At 69.1% G+C, this 15949-nt stretch carries 14 protein-coding genes; 4 read left to right on the top strand and 10 right to left on the bottom strand.

Annotated features, from left to right (window positions below; translation table 11 throughout):
* Position 1: 1 nt before the first annotated feature.
* The 9 genes from PARJ55_RS0116835 to hutI all read right to left on the bottom strand — a co-directional run bounded on the left by PARJ55_RS0116835 (position 2) and on the right by hutI (position 9761).
* Positions 2-664: an amino acid ABC transporter permease gene (locus PARJ55_RS0116835; RefSeq protein WP_028714085.1), complete on the bottom strand. Its 663-nt coding sequence runs from the start codon at positions 662-664 to the stop codon at positions 2-4.
* A complete protein-coding gene (locus PARJ55_RS0116840) occupies positions 664-1311 on the bottom strand; it encodes an amino acid ABC transporter permease (RefSeq protein WP_028714086.1) in 648 nt (215 codons plus the stop codon). Before PARJ55_RS0116840 ends, PARJ55_RS0116835 begins: the two co-directional genes overlap by 1 nt.
* Before the next feature lie 57 nt (positions 1312-1368).
* On the bottom strand, positions 1369-2187 hold the full coding sequence (locus PARJ55_RS0116845) for a transporter substrate-binding domain-containing protein (protein WP_028714087.1): 819 nt from the start codon (positions 2185-2187) through the stop codon (positions 1369-1371).
* 64 nt (positions 2188-2251) lie between these two features.
* Entirely contained in the window at positions 2252-3928 is a 1677-nt protein-coding gene (gene hutU, locus PARJ55_RS0116850) for a urocanate hydratase (protein WP_028714088.1), read from the bottom strand.
* Positions 3929-3940: 12 nt separating this feature from the next.
* Entirely contained in the window at positions 3941-5095 is a 1155-nt protein-coding gene (locus tag PARJ55_RS0116855) for an acyl-CoA dehydrogenase family protein (RefSeq protein WP_028714089.1), read from the bottom strand.
* Complete coding sequence (locus PARJ55_RS0116860) at positions 5092-6240, bottom strand: CaiB/BaiF CoA-transferase family protein (RefSeq protein WP_028714090.1); 1149 nt, start codon at positions 6238-6240, stop codon at positions 5092-5094. The genes PARJ55_RS0116855 and PARJ55_RS0116860 overlap by 4 nt, the downstream gene beginning before the upstream one ends.
* A complete protein-coding gene (gene hutG, locus PARJ55_RS0116865; protein ID WP_028714091.1) occupies positions 6237-7028 on the bottom strand; it encodes an N-formylglutamate deformylase in 792 nt (263 codons plus the stop codon). Before hutG ends, PARJ55_RS0116860 begins: the two co-directional genes overlap by 4 nt.
* Positions 7025-8566: a histidine ammonia-lyase gene (gene hutH, locus PARJ55_RS0116870; RefSeq protein WP_028714092.1), complete on the bottom strand. Its 1542-nt coding sequence runs from the start codon at positions 8564-8566 to the stop codon at positions 7025-7027. Before hutH ends, hutG begins: the two co-directional genes overlap by 4 nt.
* Positions 8559-9761, bottom strand: coding sequence for an imidazolonepropionase (hutI, locus tag PARJ55_RS0116875; protein WP_028714093.1), 1203 nt, complete (start codon positions 9759-9761; stop codon positions 8559-8561). Before hutI ends, hutH begins: the two co-directional genes overlap by 8 nt.
* 96 nt (positions 9762-9857) lie before the next feature.
* On the opposite strand from hutI, the gene PARJ55_RS0116880 reads away from it, so the two are divergent.
* From PARJ55_RS0116880 to PARJ55_RS0116895, 4 genes are all read left to right on the top strand, one after another.
* Positions 9858-11219 (top strand): formimidoylglutamate deiminase, encoded by a 1362-nt coding sequence (locus PARJ55_RS0116880; RefSeq protein ID WP_028714094.1) that lies wholly within the window; start codon positions 9858-9860, stop codon positions 11217-11219.
* Entirely contained in the window at positions 11216-11923 is a 708-nt protein-coding gene (locus PARJ55_RS0116885) for a GntR family transcriptional regulator (protein ID WP_028714095.1), read from the top strand. The genes PARJ55_RS0116880 and PARJ55_RS0116885 overlap by 4 nt, the downstream gene beginning before the upstream one ends.
* Positions 11924-11991: 68 nt before the next feature.
* Positions 11992-12780, top strand: coding sequence for an inositol monophosphatase family protein (locus PARJ55_RS0116890; protein WP_028714096.1), 789 nt, complete (start codon positions 11992-11994; stop codon positions 12778-12780).
* A gap of 62 nt (positions 12781-12842) precedes the next feature.
* Positions 12843-13802, top strand: a complete 960-nt coding sequence (locus PARJ55_RS0116895; protein WP_028714097.1) for a DMT family transporter — start codon at positions 12843-12845, stop codon at positions 13800-13802.
* On the opposite strand, the gene PARJ55_RS0116900 is transcribed toward PARJ55_RS0116895, so the two are convergent.
* Positions 13756-15906: a transglycosylase SLT domain-containing protein gene (locus tag PARJ55_RS0116900; RefSeq protein ID WP_036698895.1), complete on the bottom strand. Its 2151-nt coding sequence runs from the start codon at positions 15904-15906 to the stop codon at positions 13756-13758. The genes PARJ55_RS0116895 and PARJ55_RS0116900 overlap by 47 nt on opposite strands.
* Between the last annotated feature and the right edge of the window lie 43 nt (positions 15907-15949).

Here is a 15949-nt window from a genome sequence, read left to right on the forward strand (position 1 = left end):
CTCAGGTCCTTTCGATCAGGTGTTTGGTGATGCGCGTCTCAAGCCGGCGGCCGATGCGCGAGATGGTCTCGACCAGCGCCCAGAAGAACAGCGCCAGCACCAGGTTCGCCTCCAGATAGCGGAAGGTCTCGGTGGACATGCGGCTGACCTGATACATCAGCTCGGGCACGGTGATGATCGACAGGATCACCGTCTCCTTGGTCAGGATGATCGAGAAATTGACCAGCGCCGGCAGCGACGAGACCAGGCCCAGCGGCAGCAGGATGCGGCGCACGATGGCCGGCTCGGCCATGCCGATGGCGCGGGCGGCCTCGATCTGGCCATGCGGCACGGCGCGGAAGCCCGAGCGGAAGATCTCGGCGAAATAGGGGCTGCCATAGAGGGTCAGGCCCAGCAGGCCCGCCGGCAGCGCGTCCAGCCGCAGCCCGATCAGCGGGCCGCCGTAATACAGCACGAAAAGCTGCACCAGGAAGGGCGTGCCGCGGATCACCTCGATATAGGCCTGGATGATCCAGCCCAGCCAGCGCGGCCCGTAGCGTTGCATGAGCGCGATCACCAGCCCCAGCGCCATGCCGAAGATGGTGCCGAGGACCCAGCACAGCACGGTGACGCCAAAGCCCCTCAGCAGGGCGGGACCGTATTGTTCAAGGATGCTCCATTCCATCAGACGGCCGTCCTGTGTTCAAGGTAACGTCCCAGCGCCGCAAGGCAGAGGTTGATCGCCAGATAGATGCAGGCGGCGGCGATATAGACCTCGAGCGGGCGGAAGGTGGTCGCGGCCTGGGCCTGGCTGGCGCGGGTCAGTTCCAGGATGCCGACGACCGAGACCAGCGAGCTGGCCTTGACCAGCAGGATCAGCTCGTTGACCAGCGCCGGCAGCGACATGGTGAAGGCCTGGGGCAGGATCACCCGGGTCCAGACATCGCGCGGGGTCATGCCGATGGCGACGGCGGCCTCGGTCTGGCCCCTGGGCAGCGCCGCGATGGCGCCGCGCCAGATCTCCGAGATATAGGCGCTGGCGCAGATGCCGACGGTGACGACCGCCGCGAAGATGGCGGGCACGTCGATGCCGATCACCGGCAGCGTGTAGTAGAACACCAGCAGCTGGACCAGCAGCGGCACGCCGCGCAGGAAGCTGACCCAGATGGCGGCGAAGTTGCGCAGGGCCGCATAGGGCGACAGCCGCGCCGCACAGATCAGCGTGCCGATCACCAGCCCCAGCGCGATGCCAAGGCCCGAGATCAGCAGCGTATAGCGCGCCGCCCAGAACAGCGGTTCGAAACTTTGAAGAAAGACCGGGATGGAGAACATGCGCGCCTCGCCTTGGCCCTTGGGGAACGGGCGGGGCATCCCCCGCCCGCCAGCGGCTTAGTTGGTCGGGACTTCGCGGGGCAGTTCGGTATAGCTGCCCAGCCATTTCTCCTGGATCGCCTTGACCCGGCCGTCATCGGTCATCTTCAGCAGCGCATCGTTGATGGCCTGGGCAAAGCTTTCGCTGGCTTCCTCCTTGCGCAGCACCCAGGCGAAATAGGTCGGCTGGCCGAACTGTGCCGGCTCGAACAGCGCGAAGGTCTCGGGGCGGTTCTTCACCAGATAGGTCAGGTTCGGCAGCGAGCCCGCCACCGCGTCCAGACGGCCGGCGGCCAGGTCGGCATAGGCTTCGTCCGTGGTGCCGTATTCCTTGACGTTCACGCCGCCCAGGCTTTCGCCATAGGCTTGCAGCTGGCGGAACTGCGCGGTGCCCTGCTGGACGCCGACGGTCTTGCCCTTGATGTCCTCGGGCTTGGTCAGCTCGGTGTTCGAGGCGGCCTTGACCAGCGAGACGGTGGCATCGGCGATCGGCAGGGTGAAGGTGTAACGCTCCAGCCGCTCGGGCGTGATGGTGACGGGCGCGATGACGATGTCGAATTTCTTGACTTCGAGGCCCGGCAGCTCGGCGGTCCAGGGGATGTCCTGATAGACCGGCTCGACGCCGATTTCCTTGGAAACCTCGTCGAACAGGTCCTTGGTCATGCCCTCATAGGTGCCGTTGTTCAGCATGTCGAAGGGGGCATAGTGCATGTCGGTGGCGGTGACGATCTTGCCGGCGGCCTTGATGTCGGCAAGCTGGTCGGCCTGCGCGGCAGTGCCGAGCGCAAGCGCGGTCAGGCCGAACAGGGCAGCCTTGATGCTGGTGTGGAAGGTCATGTCTGTCTCCTAGTTGGACGGTGAGGGGCGCGGCCCCGGTGCGTTGCGACGCCGCGCCTATGGATCAGAGAATGGCGGGCAGATTCAACCCGTGCTCCCGCGCGCAGTCCAGCGCGATCTGATAGCCCGCGTCCGCGTGCCGCATGACGCCGGTGGCCGGGTCGTTCCACAGCACGCGCGCCAGCCGCGCATCGGCATCCTCGCTGCCGTCGCAGCAGATCACCATGCCGGAATGCTGCGAAAAGCCCATGCCGACGCCGCCGCCATGGTGCAGCGACACCCAGGTCGCGCCCGAGGCGGTATTCAGCAGCGCGTTCAGCAGCGGCCAGTCGGACACCGCGTCCGAGCCGTCCTGCATCGCCTCGGTCTCGCGGTTGGGCGAGGCGACCGAGCCCGAGTCGAGATGGTCGCGGCCGATGACGATGGGCGCCTTCAGCTCGCCGTTGCGCACCATCTCGTTGAAGGCGAGGCCCAGCTTGTGGCGGATGCCAAGGCCGACCCAGCAGATCCGCGCCGGCAGGCCCTGAAAGCTGATGCGCTCGCGCGCCATGTCCAGCCAGTTGTGCAGATGCGGATCGTCCACCAGTTCCTTGACCTTTTGGTCGGTCTTGTAGATGTCCTCGGGATCGCCCGACAGCGCCGCCCAGCGGAACGGACCGATGCCCTTGCAGAACAGCGGCCGGATATAGGCCGGCACGAAACCGGGGAAGGCGAAGGCGCGCTCGAAGCCCTCTTCCAGCGCCATCTGGCGGATGTTGTTGCCGTAGTCGACGGTCGGGATGCCTGCATCATGGAAGGCCACCATGGCCTCGACCTGCTTGCGCATCGACTTGCGGGCGGCGGCGGCCACCGCCTTGGGATCGGTCTCCTGCCGGACGCGCCATTCGGCGACGGTCCAGCCCTGCGGCAGATAGCCATGCACCGGGTCGTGGGCCGAGGTCTGGTCGGTCACGATGTCGGGACGCACGCCACGCCTGACCAGTTCCGGGAACACCTCGGCGGCATTGCCGATCAGCGCCACGGATTTCGCCTCGCCGGCCTTGGTCCAGCGGTCGATCATCTCCAGCGCCTCGTCGAGGCTGTGGGTCTTTTCGTCGACATAGCGGGTGCGCAGGCGGAAATCGGCGCGGGTCTCGTCGCATTCCACCGCCAGACAGCAGGCGCCGGCCATGACCGCGGCCAGAGGCTGGGCGCCGCCCATGCCGCCAAGCCCGGCGGTCAGGATCCACTTGCCCTTCAGGTTGCCGCCGTAATGCTGGCGCCCGGCCTCGACGAAGGTCTCGTAGGTGCCCTGCACGATGCCCTGGCTGCCGATATAGATCCACGAGCCGGCGGTCATCTGGCCGTACATCGCCAGGCCCTTCTTATCCAGCTCGTTGAAATGGTCCCAGTTCGCCCAATGCGGCACCAGGTTCGAGTTGGCGATCAGCACCCGCGGCGCGTCCTTGTGGGTCTTGAACACGCCGACCGGCTTGCCGGATTGCACCAGCAGGGTCTCGTCGGTCTCCAGCTTCTTGAGGCTGTCGACGATCAGGTCGAAATCCTTCCAGGTGCGGGCGGCGCGGCCGATGCCGCCATAGACCACCAGCTCATGCGGGTTCTCGGCCACGTCGGGATGCAGGTTGTTCATCAGCATCCGCATCGGCGCCTCGGTCAGCCAGCTTTTTGCGGTGATCTCGGTGCCGGTGGGCGGGAAGATGTCGCGGGTATTGTGACGCGGATTGGTCTGGGGGTTGTCCATCTCGGTCTCCGTTCAGGCCAGCATGTTGCCGGAAATGATGATGCGTTGGATTTCGGACGAACCTTCATAGATCCGCATGATGCGCAGATCGCGGTTGATCCTCTCGATGGGAAAGTCGCGGGTATAGCCATAGCCGCCATACAATTGCAGCGCGGTGTCGGCGATCTTGCCCGCCGCCTCGCTGGCGGCCAGTTTCGCCATGCTCGACGCCAGCGAGAAGCGCCCGCCGTGGTCATGGGCCTGCTGGCGCTGGCGCGCGGCATCCTGCGACAAGAGCAGCGCCTGACGAAAAGCGACGCCCATGTCGGCGATCATCCAGCGGATGCCCTGCCGGTCGGTCAGCCGCTCGCCGCCGATGACGCGGTCCTTGGCATAGGCGATGGCGGCGTCCATCGCCGCTTTCGCCAGCCCCAGGCATTGCGCCGCGACCTCGATGCGGCCGTTGTCCAGCACCTGCATGGCGGTGCGAAAGCCTCTACCCTCTTCGCCCAGCAGGGCATCCTCGGGCAGCTGGCAGTCGAGGTTCAGGGTGAACACATGCCCGCCCTTCAGCCCCATGGTCTTTTCCGGTGCGCCCGGATCCAGCCCCGGCGTGCCTTTCGGCAGGATGAAGGCCGAGATGCCGCGATGGCCCTTCTCGGGATCGGTCACCGCATAGACGACGATGAAATCCGCCACGCCGCCGTTCGAGATGAAGCATTTCGTGCCCTTCAGGTGCCAGCCGGTTTCCGTGCGGCGGGCGCGGGTCTTCATGTCGGCGGGGTCCGAGCCGGCGGTCGGCTCGGTCAGGGCGAATGCCCCCAACGCCTCGCCGGCGGCGGCTTTCGGCAGCCATTCCTGCTTTTGCGCCTCGGTTCCGCCGATCAGGATCGAGTCGGTCGCCAGGTAATGCGCCGTCATCGCCGAGGCCGTGGACCCGCAGGCCCCCGCCACGATGGCGACGGCGCGCAGCAGCGCCGGGGCCGAGATGCCGCTGCCGCCATATTCCTCGGGCAGGTTCGCGCCCATCATCCCGGCCTCGCCCAGAACGGCAAGTTGCTCGTGGACAAAGGCCGAGGTCTCGTCGGTCTCGGCGGCTTTCGGCGCGATCCGCTCGGCGCAGATGCGCTCCAGCACGTCGCAGAACAGCCGCTCCTCCTCGGCCAGCATGGGCCAGTCGTCGCTCATGCGGTCTCCTCCAATCCGAATGTGCGCAGGATGGCGGCGCGGTCGCCGCCAAGGCGCGGGGCCGAGGTCTCGGCCACGGGTTTCTCTGCATCGAAGCGCACCGGCTGGCCGACGGTCGGCGCCAGTCCCAGCACCGGATGCGGCAGGCGGCTGACCAGCCCGCGCGTCTGCGCATGCTCGTTGCCCGCAGCCTGGGCGATGTCCCAGATCGGCGCGGCGGGCAGGCCGACGCCGGCCAGAGCCGCGACGGCTTCCTCGGTCGTGCGCTCGCGCGACCAGCTTTCGATCAGGCGCTTGAGCTCGGGCTCATGCGCGGTGCGGCTTTCGTCGCTGGCAAAGCGCGGATCGTCCGCGGCATCCGGCGCGCCGATCAGCGCGGCCAGCGCGGCGAATTGCTTGCCGTTCAGCACCGCGATCACCACCTGCCCGTCTTGCGTCGCAAAACAGCCGAAGGGGGTGGACAGGGGATGGCGGTTGCCCACCCGCTGCGGCAGCGCCCCGGCATAGAAATGCAGCGCGTGGCTGGTGGTCAGCATCGAAAACAGCGCGTCATACATGGCGACATCCAGCGTGGCGCCCTGCCCCGTGGCGTTGCGATTGACCAGCGCCGCCATGATCGCCCAGCTTCCGAACAGGCCGGCGATCAGGTCGGCGACGCTTTCGCCGGTCTTCAGCGGCGCGCCGCCTTCCTCGCCGGTGCCGGCCATCAGCCCGGACATGGCCTGCACCACCAGGTCATAGGCCGGCAGGTCGCGGAACGGCCCGTCCTGGCCGAAGCCCGAGATCGAGCAATAGACCAGCCGCGGATTCGCCGCCCGCAGCGCCTCGGCCCCAAGGCCCAGCCGGGCCGCGACGCCGGGGCGGAAGTTCTCCACCACCACGTCGACCTGCGCCGCGATTTCGCGCGCCAGCGCCAGGTCGGCGGGGTCCTTCAGGTCTAGGACAAGGCTCTGCTTGCCGCGGTTGTTCAGCGTGAAGAGCGCGCTTTCGCCGTCCTTGAACGGGCCGATATGGCGATAGTCGTCGCCGGCGGGAGGCTCCAGCTTGATGATTTCGGCACCCAGATCGGCCAGAAGCGCGGTGCAATAGGGCCCCGCCAGCACGCGGGACAGGTCCAGCACCTTGATGCCTTGCAGCGGCTTCATGCGCGCAACTCCGGCGCCAGCGCGGCGAGGCGTTCAAGGATCGCCTTCAGCGTCACCCGCAGCGCCTCGGCCTTCTGCTCGTCATAGGCGAAGGGCGGGGCCTCGGTCGCCAGATGCGTCGCCTGCGCCAGTTCCATCTGGATGGCATGCACACCCTGCCCCGGCTGGCCGTAATGCCGCGTCGTCCAGCCGCCCTTGAAGCGGCCGTTCAGCACATGGCTGCGGCCGCTTGCGGCGCAAAGCTCGAACGTCGCGGCCTCGATGCGCTTGTCGCAAGCGGCGCCGCTGTTGGTGCCGATGTTGAAATCCGGCAGCACGCCCTGAAACAGGAAGGGGATCACCGAGCGGATCGAGTGGCAGTCATAAAGGATCGCCACGCCGTGACGCGCCCGCACCCGCTCGATCTCGGCGGCCAGCGCCGCGTGATAGGGGGCGTGGAACTGCGCTTTGCGGGTGGCGATCTCCTCGGCGGTCGGCTCCACCTCCCAGATCGGTTCGCCGTCGAAATCGGTCAGCGGCACAAGGCCGGTGGTGTTCTGCCCGGGATAGAGGCTCGCATCGTCCGGCCCGCGATTGGCGTCGATGACATAGCGGTGAAAGGTCGCCCGCACCGTTGTCGCGCCGGGCAGAAGCCCGTCATAGAGCCGATGGATATGCCAGTCGGTATCGGCCAGCACCTGCCCGCGCGGGTTCAGCCGGGCGCGCATCCCATCGGGCAGCCAGGTCCCGGTATGCGGCAGGCCGAGGATGACCGGGCTGTCGCCCTGCGTGACTTCGACGGGGGTCACGGCCGCACCTCGTCCAGCAGGTGGCCGGGAACGGCGCCGACCAGCACGCCCTCGCGCACCAGCCGGGCGGATTCGGCCAGGTCGGGGGCAAGATAGCGGTCCTGCTCCAGCGCCGGCACCGTCTGGCGCAGCGCGGCGATCACCGCCTGCAAGGGCGCCGAGGTCGCCAGCGGCGCGCGGAACTCGACGCCGGCGCTGGCGCAAAGCGCCTCGATGCCCAGGATCTGCGCGAGGTTCGCATTCATGCGCTTCAGCCGCCGGGCGCCATGCGCGGCCATGCTGACGTGATCCTCCTGATTCGCCGAGGTCGGCGTCGAGTCGGTGCTGCACGGCGTCGCCAGGTGCTTGTTCTCGCTCATCAGCGCCGCCGAGGTCACTTCCGCGATCATCAGGCCCGAGTTCAGCCCCGGATCGGGGGTCAGGAAGGGCGGCAGGTCGTGGCTCAGCGCCGGATCGACCATCAGCGCAATGCGGCGCTGGGAAATGGCGCCGATCTCGGCAATGGCCAGCGCGATCTGGTCGGCGGCGAAGGCCACCGGCTCGGCATGGAAGTTGCCGCCCGAGACGATGCGGTCGGCCCCGACCAGCACCAGCGGGTTGTCGGTGGCGGCGTTCGATTCGATCTCCAGCGTGCGGGCGGCCTGCCAGAGCAGGTCGATGCAGGCGCCCGTCACCTGCGGCTGGCAGCGGATGCAATAGGGATCCTGGACGCGGGTATCGCCCTCGCGGTGGCTCTCGCGGATCTCGGACCCATCCATCAGTGCGCGGATCGTCCGCGCCGCGACGATCTGGCCGCGATGGCCGCGCAGCGTGTGGATCTCGTCCAGGAAGGGCGCGGTCGAGCCCATGATCGCATCGGTCGACAGCGACGAGGTGACCAGCGCCGCGCGGGCCGAGGCGAAAGCCTCGAACAGCCCCGCCAGCGCGAAGGCGGTCGAGACCTGGGTGCCGTTGATCAGCGCCAGCCCCTCTTTCGCGGCCAGCACCACGGGCGCGAGGCCGGCGGCGGCCAGCGCCTCGGCGGCGGGCATCTCGCGGCCGTCATAGGTTGCGCGGCCCTCGCCCAGCATGGCGGCGGCCATATGCGCCAGCGGCGCCAGATCGCCCGAGGCACCGACCGAACCCTGCGACGGGATCACCGGCAGCACGCCGCGCGCCAGCATGTCCTCGATCAGCTGGATCACCTCGGGGCGCACGCCCGAGGCGCCGCGGCCCAGCGACAAGAGTTTCAGCACCATGATCAGGCGCACGGTTTCCGGCTCGACCGGCTCGCCCACGCCGCAGCAATGCGACAGGATCAGGTTGCGTTGCAGGGTGGCGGTGTCCTCGGCCCTGATCTTGATCGAGGCGAGCTTGCCGAAGCCGGTATTCACGCCATAGACCGGCGCGTCACCATTGGCGGCGGCGGCGATGCGCGCGGCGGATTCGGCGATGCCGGGACGAGCCGAGTCGGCCAGCCGCACGGCTAGGCCCTGACGCCAGACCTGTTCAAGCTGCGCGAGCGTGGTTTCACCGGGGATAAGGATCAGTTCAGACAAGTTCGCCTCCGACAATGCGGGCATGAAGGGGGTTGAAGCCGATGCGATAGGTCAGTTCGGCCGGGTGCCGGATGTCCCAGACCGCCAGGTCGGCGCGCATGCCGGGCGCCAGCCGGCCGCGATCCGCAAGGCCCAGCGCCCGGGCGGCGTGGCGCGTGACACCCGCCAGGCATTCCGAGGGCGTCATGCGGAACAGCGTCGCGCCCATGTTCATGGTCAGCAGCAGCGAGGTCAGCGGCGAGGTGCCGGGATTGCAATCGGTGGCCAGCGCGATCGGCACGCCGGCATCGCGCAAGCCGCCCATCGGCGGGTATTGCGTCTCGCGCAGGGTATAGAAGGCGCCGGGCAGCAGCACCGCCACGGAGCCATGGGCCGCCATGGCCTCGATACCGTCCGGTCCCAGATATTCCAGATGATCCGCCGACAGCGCGCCGTGCTGCGCCGCCATGGCCGCGCCGCCCAGGTCGGAAAGCTGCTCGGCATGCAGCTTGACCGGCAGGCCCAGCCTTGCCGCATGGTCGAAGATGCCGGCCATTTCCTCGCGCGTGAAGGCGATGCCCTCGCAGAACCCGTCCACCGCGTCGATCAGCCCCTCGGCAAGGCCGCGCTGCATGCCGGCGACCACCACCTCGCGGATATATCCCTCGCGGTCGTCCCTGTATTCCGGCGGCAGGGCATGGGCGGCCAGCCAGGTGGTGCGCACCGTCACCTTGCGGACCTGCCCGATGCGGCGGGCGACGCGCAGCATCTTCAGCTCGCTGTCGATGTCCAGCCCGTAGCCCGACTTGATCTCCAGCGTCGTCACGCCCTCGGCCAGCAGCGTATCGACACGCGGCAGAGCGGCGGCCAGCAGCGCATCCTCATCCGCCTCGCGCGTGGCGCGGACGCTGGACAGGATGCCGCCGCCGGCCCGCGCGATCTCCTCGTAGGAGGCGCCTTCCAGCCGCATCTCGAACTCGCGCGCGCGGTCGCCGCCGAAGACGATATGGGTGTGGCAGTCGATCAGCCCCGGCGTCACCAGCCGGCCGCCCATGTCGCGGCGCGTCGCATCGCCATAGCGCGCAGGCAGGTCCGATTCGGCGCCGACCCAAGCGATTCGCCCGGCCTCGATCACCAGCACCCCCTGCTCGATCAGGCCGTAACCACCTGATTCTTCGTCCATCGTAACAAGCTGGGCGTTGTGGAGAAGCTGCATCGGATCGCATCCCGGATTGATTTCTCGGTTGTTCTATGTCTAAACTTAATTAATCTCTATGTCTAAACTTATTTTGGCGCAAAGAAGGGCGACGGGATGACGGTTATCTGGGCGGAACGGGCCTTGTTGCCCGATGGATGGGCAGAAAATGTCCGGGTGACGGTCGAGCAAGGCCGAATCGCCGCCGTGGAAAAGGATGCGGCGCCGCAGGGCCATCGCGCCGGCCTGCTGCTGCCGGCGCTCGCGAACCTGCACAGCCACGCCTTCCAGCGCGCCATGGCCGGGCTTTCCGAGGCGAAGGGCCCCGAGCCGCGCGACACCTTCTGGACCTGGCGGCAGATCATGTATCGCTTCCTCGACCACCTGACGCCCGAGGATGTCGAAGCCATCGCCGCGCTGGTGCAGATGGAGATGCTGGAGGCCGGCTATGCCACCAATGTCGAGTTCCACTATCTGCACCACCGTCCCGGGGCTGGGCATTACGACAATATCGCCGAGATGGGCGAACGCATCGCCGCCGCGGCCGGCCGCACCGGCATCGGCCTGACCCTGCTGCCCGTGCATTACCAGTTCGGCGGCGTGGACCGTCGGCCGCTCGCCCCCGGCCAGAACCGCTTCGGCACCACGCCCGAGGAATTCCAGCGCCTGCTGGAAGGCTGCGAGGCGGCGCTGCGCGCCCTGCCCGCCGATTCCGGCATCGGCGTCGCCCCGCATTCGCTGCGCGCCGTCTCGCCCGAGGGGCTGGCGGCCTGCGTCGCGCTGCGCCCCGGCCGCCCGCTGCACATGCACCTGGCCGAGCAGGTGCCCGAGATCGAGGAGATCAGCGCCGCCTATGGCCGCCGCCCGGTCGAATGGCTGCTGGAGAACCACAGCCCCGACCGGCGCTGGACCCTGATCCACCTGACCCATATGACCGAGGACGAGACCCGCCGCCTGGCCGCCACCGGCGCCGTGGCGGGCCTGTGCCCGATCACCGAATCGTCGCTGGGCGACGGCATCTTCAACGGCACCATCTGGGCCGAGGCCGGCGGGCGCTACGGCTTCGGCTCGGACAGCAACATCCGCATCTCGCTGGTCGAGGAGCTGCGGACGCTGGAATACAGCCAGCGCCTGCGCGACCGCGGCCGGGCGATCCTGGCCAAGCCGGGGCGCTCGACCGGCCGGGTGATCTACGAAGCCGGGCTCGACGGCGGCGCCACGGCGGCGGGGCGCGAGACGGGGGCGATCCGGCCGGGGCTCTGGGCCGATCTGGTCGCGGTCGGGCTGGACAATCCGGTGATGTTCGGCCGCAAGGGCGACCAGCTCATCGACAGCCTGGTCTTCGCCGGCCATGACGGGCTGGTCCGCGACGTCTGGTCGGCGGGCCGCCATGTCGTGCGGGACGGCCGGCATATGGACCGCGACCGCATCATGTCGGAATATCTGGCGACCATCGCCCGCGTTCAGGATCGCATGTGACCGAGAAAACCGCCCAGATCTCCAAGGCGCAAGCCATCGTCAGCGAGGTGCGCCGCCGCATCGTGGACCGCGAATGGCGGCAGGGCGACCGCATCCCGGACGAGGCCGAGCTGGCCGTCGAGTTCGGCGTCGCCCGCGCCACGGTGAACAAGGCCCTGCAAATGCTGGCCGAGGAGGGGCTGCTGGACCGCAAGCGCCGGGCCGGCACCCATGTGACGGTGAACCCGGCGCGCAAGGCCACGCTGACCATCCCCATCGTGCGCGAGCAGATCGAGCAGGCGGGGATGGAATACAGCCACCGGGTCATCGCGCAGAAGGAAAGCCCGATCCCGGCCGAGATCGCGCAGCGCATGGAACTGCCCGAGGGGCGGATGCTGATCCATCTGCGCACCGTGCATTACGGCGACGGCAAGCCCTTCCAGGTCGAGGACCGCTGGATCAATCCCGGCGCCGCGCCCGGCGTCGCCGGCATCGACTTCCACCGCGTCAACGCCAATGAATGGCTGGTGCGCAACGCGCCTTGGCTGCGCGCCGACATGGCCTTTTCGGCCGAGAACGCCAATGCCCGCGACGCCCGGCTGCTGGAGACCCGGCAGGGCAGCGCGCTGCTGATCCTGCAGCGCACCACCTTCAACGATCTGGGCGCGATCACCACCGTCCGGGTGGCCTTTCATCCCGGCTATGCCATGATCGCAACGCACTAGACGCCGCGCCGGCTTCACTTTGCGCGGCCCTTCGCCTAAGAGGCTGGCAATCCCAAAAAGGAAAAGCCATGGCCAGCGCCAATCTCAACATCATGATCAAGGCCGCGCGCAAGGCGGGCCGCAGCCTCGTCAAGGACTTCCGCGAGGTCGAGAACCTGCAGGTCTCGGTCAAGGGCGCCGGCGATTTCGTCAGCCGCGCCGACCACGAGGCCGAGCGCATCATCAAGGAAGAACTGCGCACCGCCCGCCCGAACTATGGCTGGATCGGCGAGGAAACCGGCGAAGAGGCCGGCGAGGACCCGACCCGGCGCTGGATCGTCGATCCGCTGGACGGCACCACCAATTTCCTGCACGGGTTGCCGCATTGGGCGATCAGCATCGCGCTGGAGCACAAGGGCGAGATCGTCGCCGCCGTGGTCTTCGACGCCGCCAAGGACGAGCTGTTCACCGCCGAAAAGGGCGACGGCGCCTTCCTGAACGACCGCCGCATCCGCGTCTCGGGCCGCCGCCAGATGATCGAATCGATCTTCGCCACCGGCGTGCCCTTCGCCGGGCGCGGCACCCTGCCTGCCACGCTGCGCGACCTGTCGCGGCTGATGCCGCTGACCGCCGGCGTGCGGCGCTGGGGCGCGGCCTCGCTGGATCTGGCCTATGTGGCGGCCGGCCGCTACGAGGGCTATTGGGAACGCGGCATCAAGTCCTGGGACGTGGCCGCCGGCATCCTGCTGGTGAAAGAGGCCGGCGGTTTCGTGGAATCGATCCGTTCCGAGGAAAGCCCGGTCGAATCGGGCTCGATCGTCGCCGCCAACCCGCAGCTTTTCGACGAGTTCGCAGGAATAGTGCGTCAACGCGACTGAGCCCGGCTTGACCTTTCCGGCGCGCGAAGGCATGGGCGAGTCTCAAGCCCGGGATTCCCGCCATGCCAAATAACCGCCAGACGGGGCCGCTGATGGCCCCGGCAGCCTGTCCGCCTGCCGTTCCCCCGCCGCTTGCCGCGCCCCGCGCCGAACGGCAGGGCACGGCGATCCTGCTGATCTGCGGCTCGGCACTGATCTTCGCGGCGCAGGACGGCATCTCGCGCCATCTGGGCGCAGCCTATTCGCCGATCTTCGTGATCATGCTGCGCTACTGGTTCTTCGCGGCCTTCGTGATCCTGCTTTGCGCCCGCGCGCCGGGCGGGCTGTCACGCGCCCTGCACTCGAAACGGCCCTGGACGCAGATCTTCCGCGGCGTGCTGCTGGTGGCCGAGGTGGTGGTCACGGTCGAGGCCTTCGTGCGGCTGGGCCTGATCAACACCCACGCGATCTTTGCCTGCTATCCGCTGCTGATCTCGGCGCTGTCCGGCCCGATCCTGGGCGAAAAGGTCGGCTGGCGCCGCTGGGCGGCGGTCGCCGTGGGCTTCGCGGGCATCCTCATCGTGCTGAAGCCGGGCAGCGGCGTCTTCAGCGCCGATGCGGTGCTGCCCTTCGTCGGCGCGGCCATGTTCGCGGTCTATGGGTTGCTGACCCGGATGGTCGGGCGCGACGATCCGGCCATGGTCAGCTTTTTCTGGACCGGCATCGCCGGGGCGGTCGCCATCACCCTGGTCGGCATCTGGCATTGGGAACCGATCGCCGGGCGCGACATCCCCTGGCTTTTGCTGCTGTGCCTGACGGCGGTGGTGGCGCATTTCATGCTGATCAAGGCCTATGAGCTGGCCGAGGCCTCGGCCCTGCAGCCGTTTTCCTACACCCAGCTGGTCTGGGTCAGCATCTTCGGCGTGGTGATCTTCGGCGAGACGCTGGCGCCGAACGTCGCGCTCGGCGGGCTCATCGTGGTCGGCGCGGGGCTCTTCACCTGGTGGCGCTCGCGCCAGCGCGAGCGGGCCGGGCTGACGTGACGGCGCCGGCGCTGGCCGCCTCGACCGGCGCCGGACCCAGCACCTCGGCCAGCGCCCCGCCCGAGGCATAGCCGGCCAGCGTGCGCGCCGGCATCACCGGGCGGGCAGAGACCGTCAGCCGGATGGGCGGCGGCGCCGGCGCGGGCTTCATGCCGCCCCCGGTCAGGTCCCAGCTCGGCACCAGCGGCACCGGCGCGCCCTTGATACGGGCGCGATAGACGGGCAGCGCCTCGGCCACGCGCATGACGTAGTTGCGCGTCTCGTCGAAGGGGATCATCTCGACCCAATCGACCGGATCGACCTCGCCGCGCAGGTCGCCGAACTCGCCCAGCCAGCGGGCCGAGCGGCCCGGCCCGGCATTGTAGCCCGCCGCGACCAGCGCGATCGAGGGGCCGAAGCGTTCGCGCAGCCCCGCCAGATAGGCCGCGCCCAGCCGGGCGTTATAGGCGGCGTCGCGGGTCAGCCGGGCCTGGTCGAAGGGCTCGCCGATCCTGCGCGCCATCGAGCGCGCGGTGTCGGGCATGACCTGCATCAGCCCCAGTGCCCCGGCATGCGAGGAAACGGTATGGTTGAACTCGCTTTCCCGCCGGGCGATGGCCATGACCAGCTCGGGCGGCAGGCCCAGTTCGGCCTGCTCAAGCCCGGTCAGCGGGAAATAGGCGGCCGGATAGACGGCGCCCTTGGCGGCGGCGGCCTTGGCCAGCCGCAGCGCGTGCCAGGGCAGCCGCATCTCCAGCATCATCCGCGCCATGCGGCCGATATCCTCGGGCGCGGCAGTCTCGGCCAGGTGCAGGAAGAAGCGCGCGCCCTGATCGGCCTCGCCCGCCGCGACCAGCCAGGTGCCGGCCTGCCAGACCGGGTTCTCGCGCAGGCGGCTGCCGCGCCAGTCGGGCAGGCTGGCCTCGCTGCGCCCGGCAAGGGCCAGATCGGGCAGCATCGGCAGGCCCAGCCGTTCCGCGGCCAGCTGCCCGTACCAGGCCGACTGATAGCCGGCGGCGCGGGCATAGGCCGCATCGGCGCCGGCCTCGTCGCCCCCGGCCTCCAGCGCCCGGCCCTGCCAGTAATGCGCGCGGGACAGCGAGATCGGGCTGGCCACCGCCTGCTCCAGCGTGCGGAAATGCCGAAGCGCCCGGTCCGCCGCGCCGCCGCGCAGCGCGGCGTAGCCGGCAAGCCATTCCAGGTCCGAATAGGCATCGCTTCCCGGCGGCAGGAAATGCCCGGCCGCCAATCTCTCGGCCAGTGCCCAGTCGCCCTGCCGCAATGCCAGCCGGGCGTAATCGGCGCGCTTGCCGGCCCAGGCGGCGGGATCGCGCAGCGCCTCGGCGCTGGTCGAGCGTTCCAGCATCAGCGCGCGCGCCAGGTCCGGCATCTTGGCCCAGACCCGCCAGCGGAAGCGGTCCAGCGCCAGCCCCGCATCGCCCCGCTGCGCATCCGGCAGGGCCAGGATCAGCGCATCCACCCCCGCCTGCCCCGATTGCAGCGCCAGCCGCGCGCGGCCCAGGGCCTCAGCGGGATCCGAGGCCAGGGGCAGCACCACCTGCGCCGCCTGCCATTCGCCCAGATCCAGAAGCCGCATCAGCCGCGCATCGTGCAGGCCGGCAACCTCGGCGCCATGCGCGGCCAGGAAGGCGTCGGCCTCGGGCTTGGTCAGCGCCTGCTCGGACCAGAAGCGGGCGATCTCGGCCTTGGCGGCCGGCGGGTCGGTGGCCTGCAGGGCGGCGATCAGCGCCATCGCGCCGTTCAGCGTGTCCGGGCGGCGGGTGCCGAACCACGCGATCACCTCGGCCGGCGGCAGGTCCGGGCGCAGCACCGCATCGCCGCGCTTCCAGAACAGCGCCATGCCGGGCCAGTCGCGGTTGCGGGCGGCGAAATCGCGATATTCCGGCCAGCTGCCCTGCCCGGCCCGCAGCCGCTGCCACTGGATCAGGTCGCGGGCGATGGGGCCCGAGGCATCGGCCTCGGCCGTGGCGGTCGCCCAGTCGCGCATCGCCGCCGCCGCAAGCGCGCGCGACAGGTGCCCGGCATCCTCGGCCCCGGCCGGCTGGGCAAGGCTTACGGCAAGGGCCAGCACCGGCGCCAGGAGCCTGTCACGGAAAGGATACATCATGCCCCCCTTTCTGCGAGGTTCCGCCGGGCGGCGCAACTCA

This window comes from Paracoccus sp. J55 (assembly GCF_000513975.1).
Lineage (GTDB): Bacteria > Pseudomonadota > Alphaproteobacteria > Rhodobacterales > Rhodobacteraceae > Paracoccus.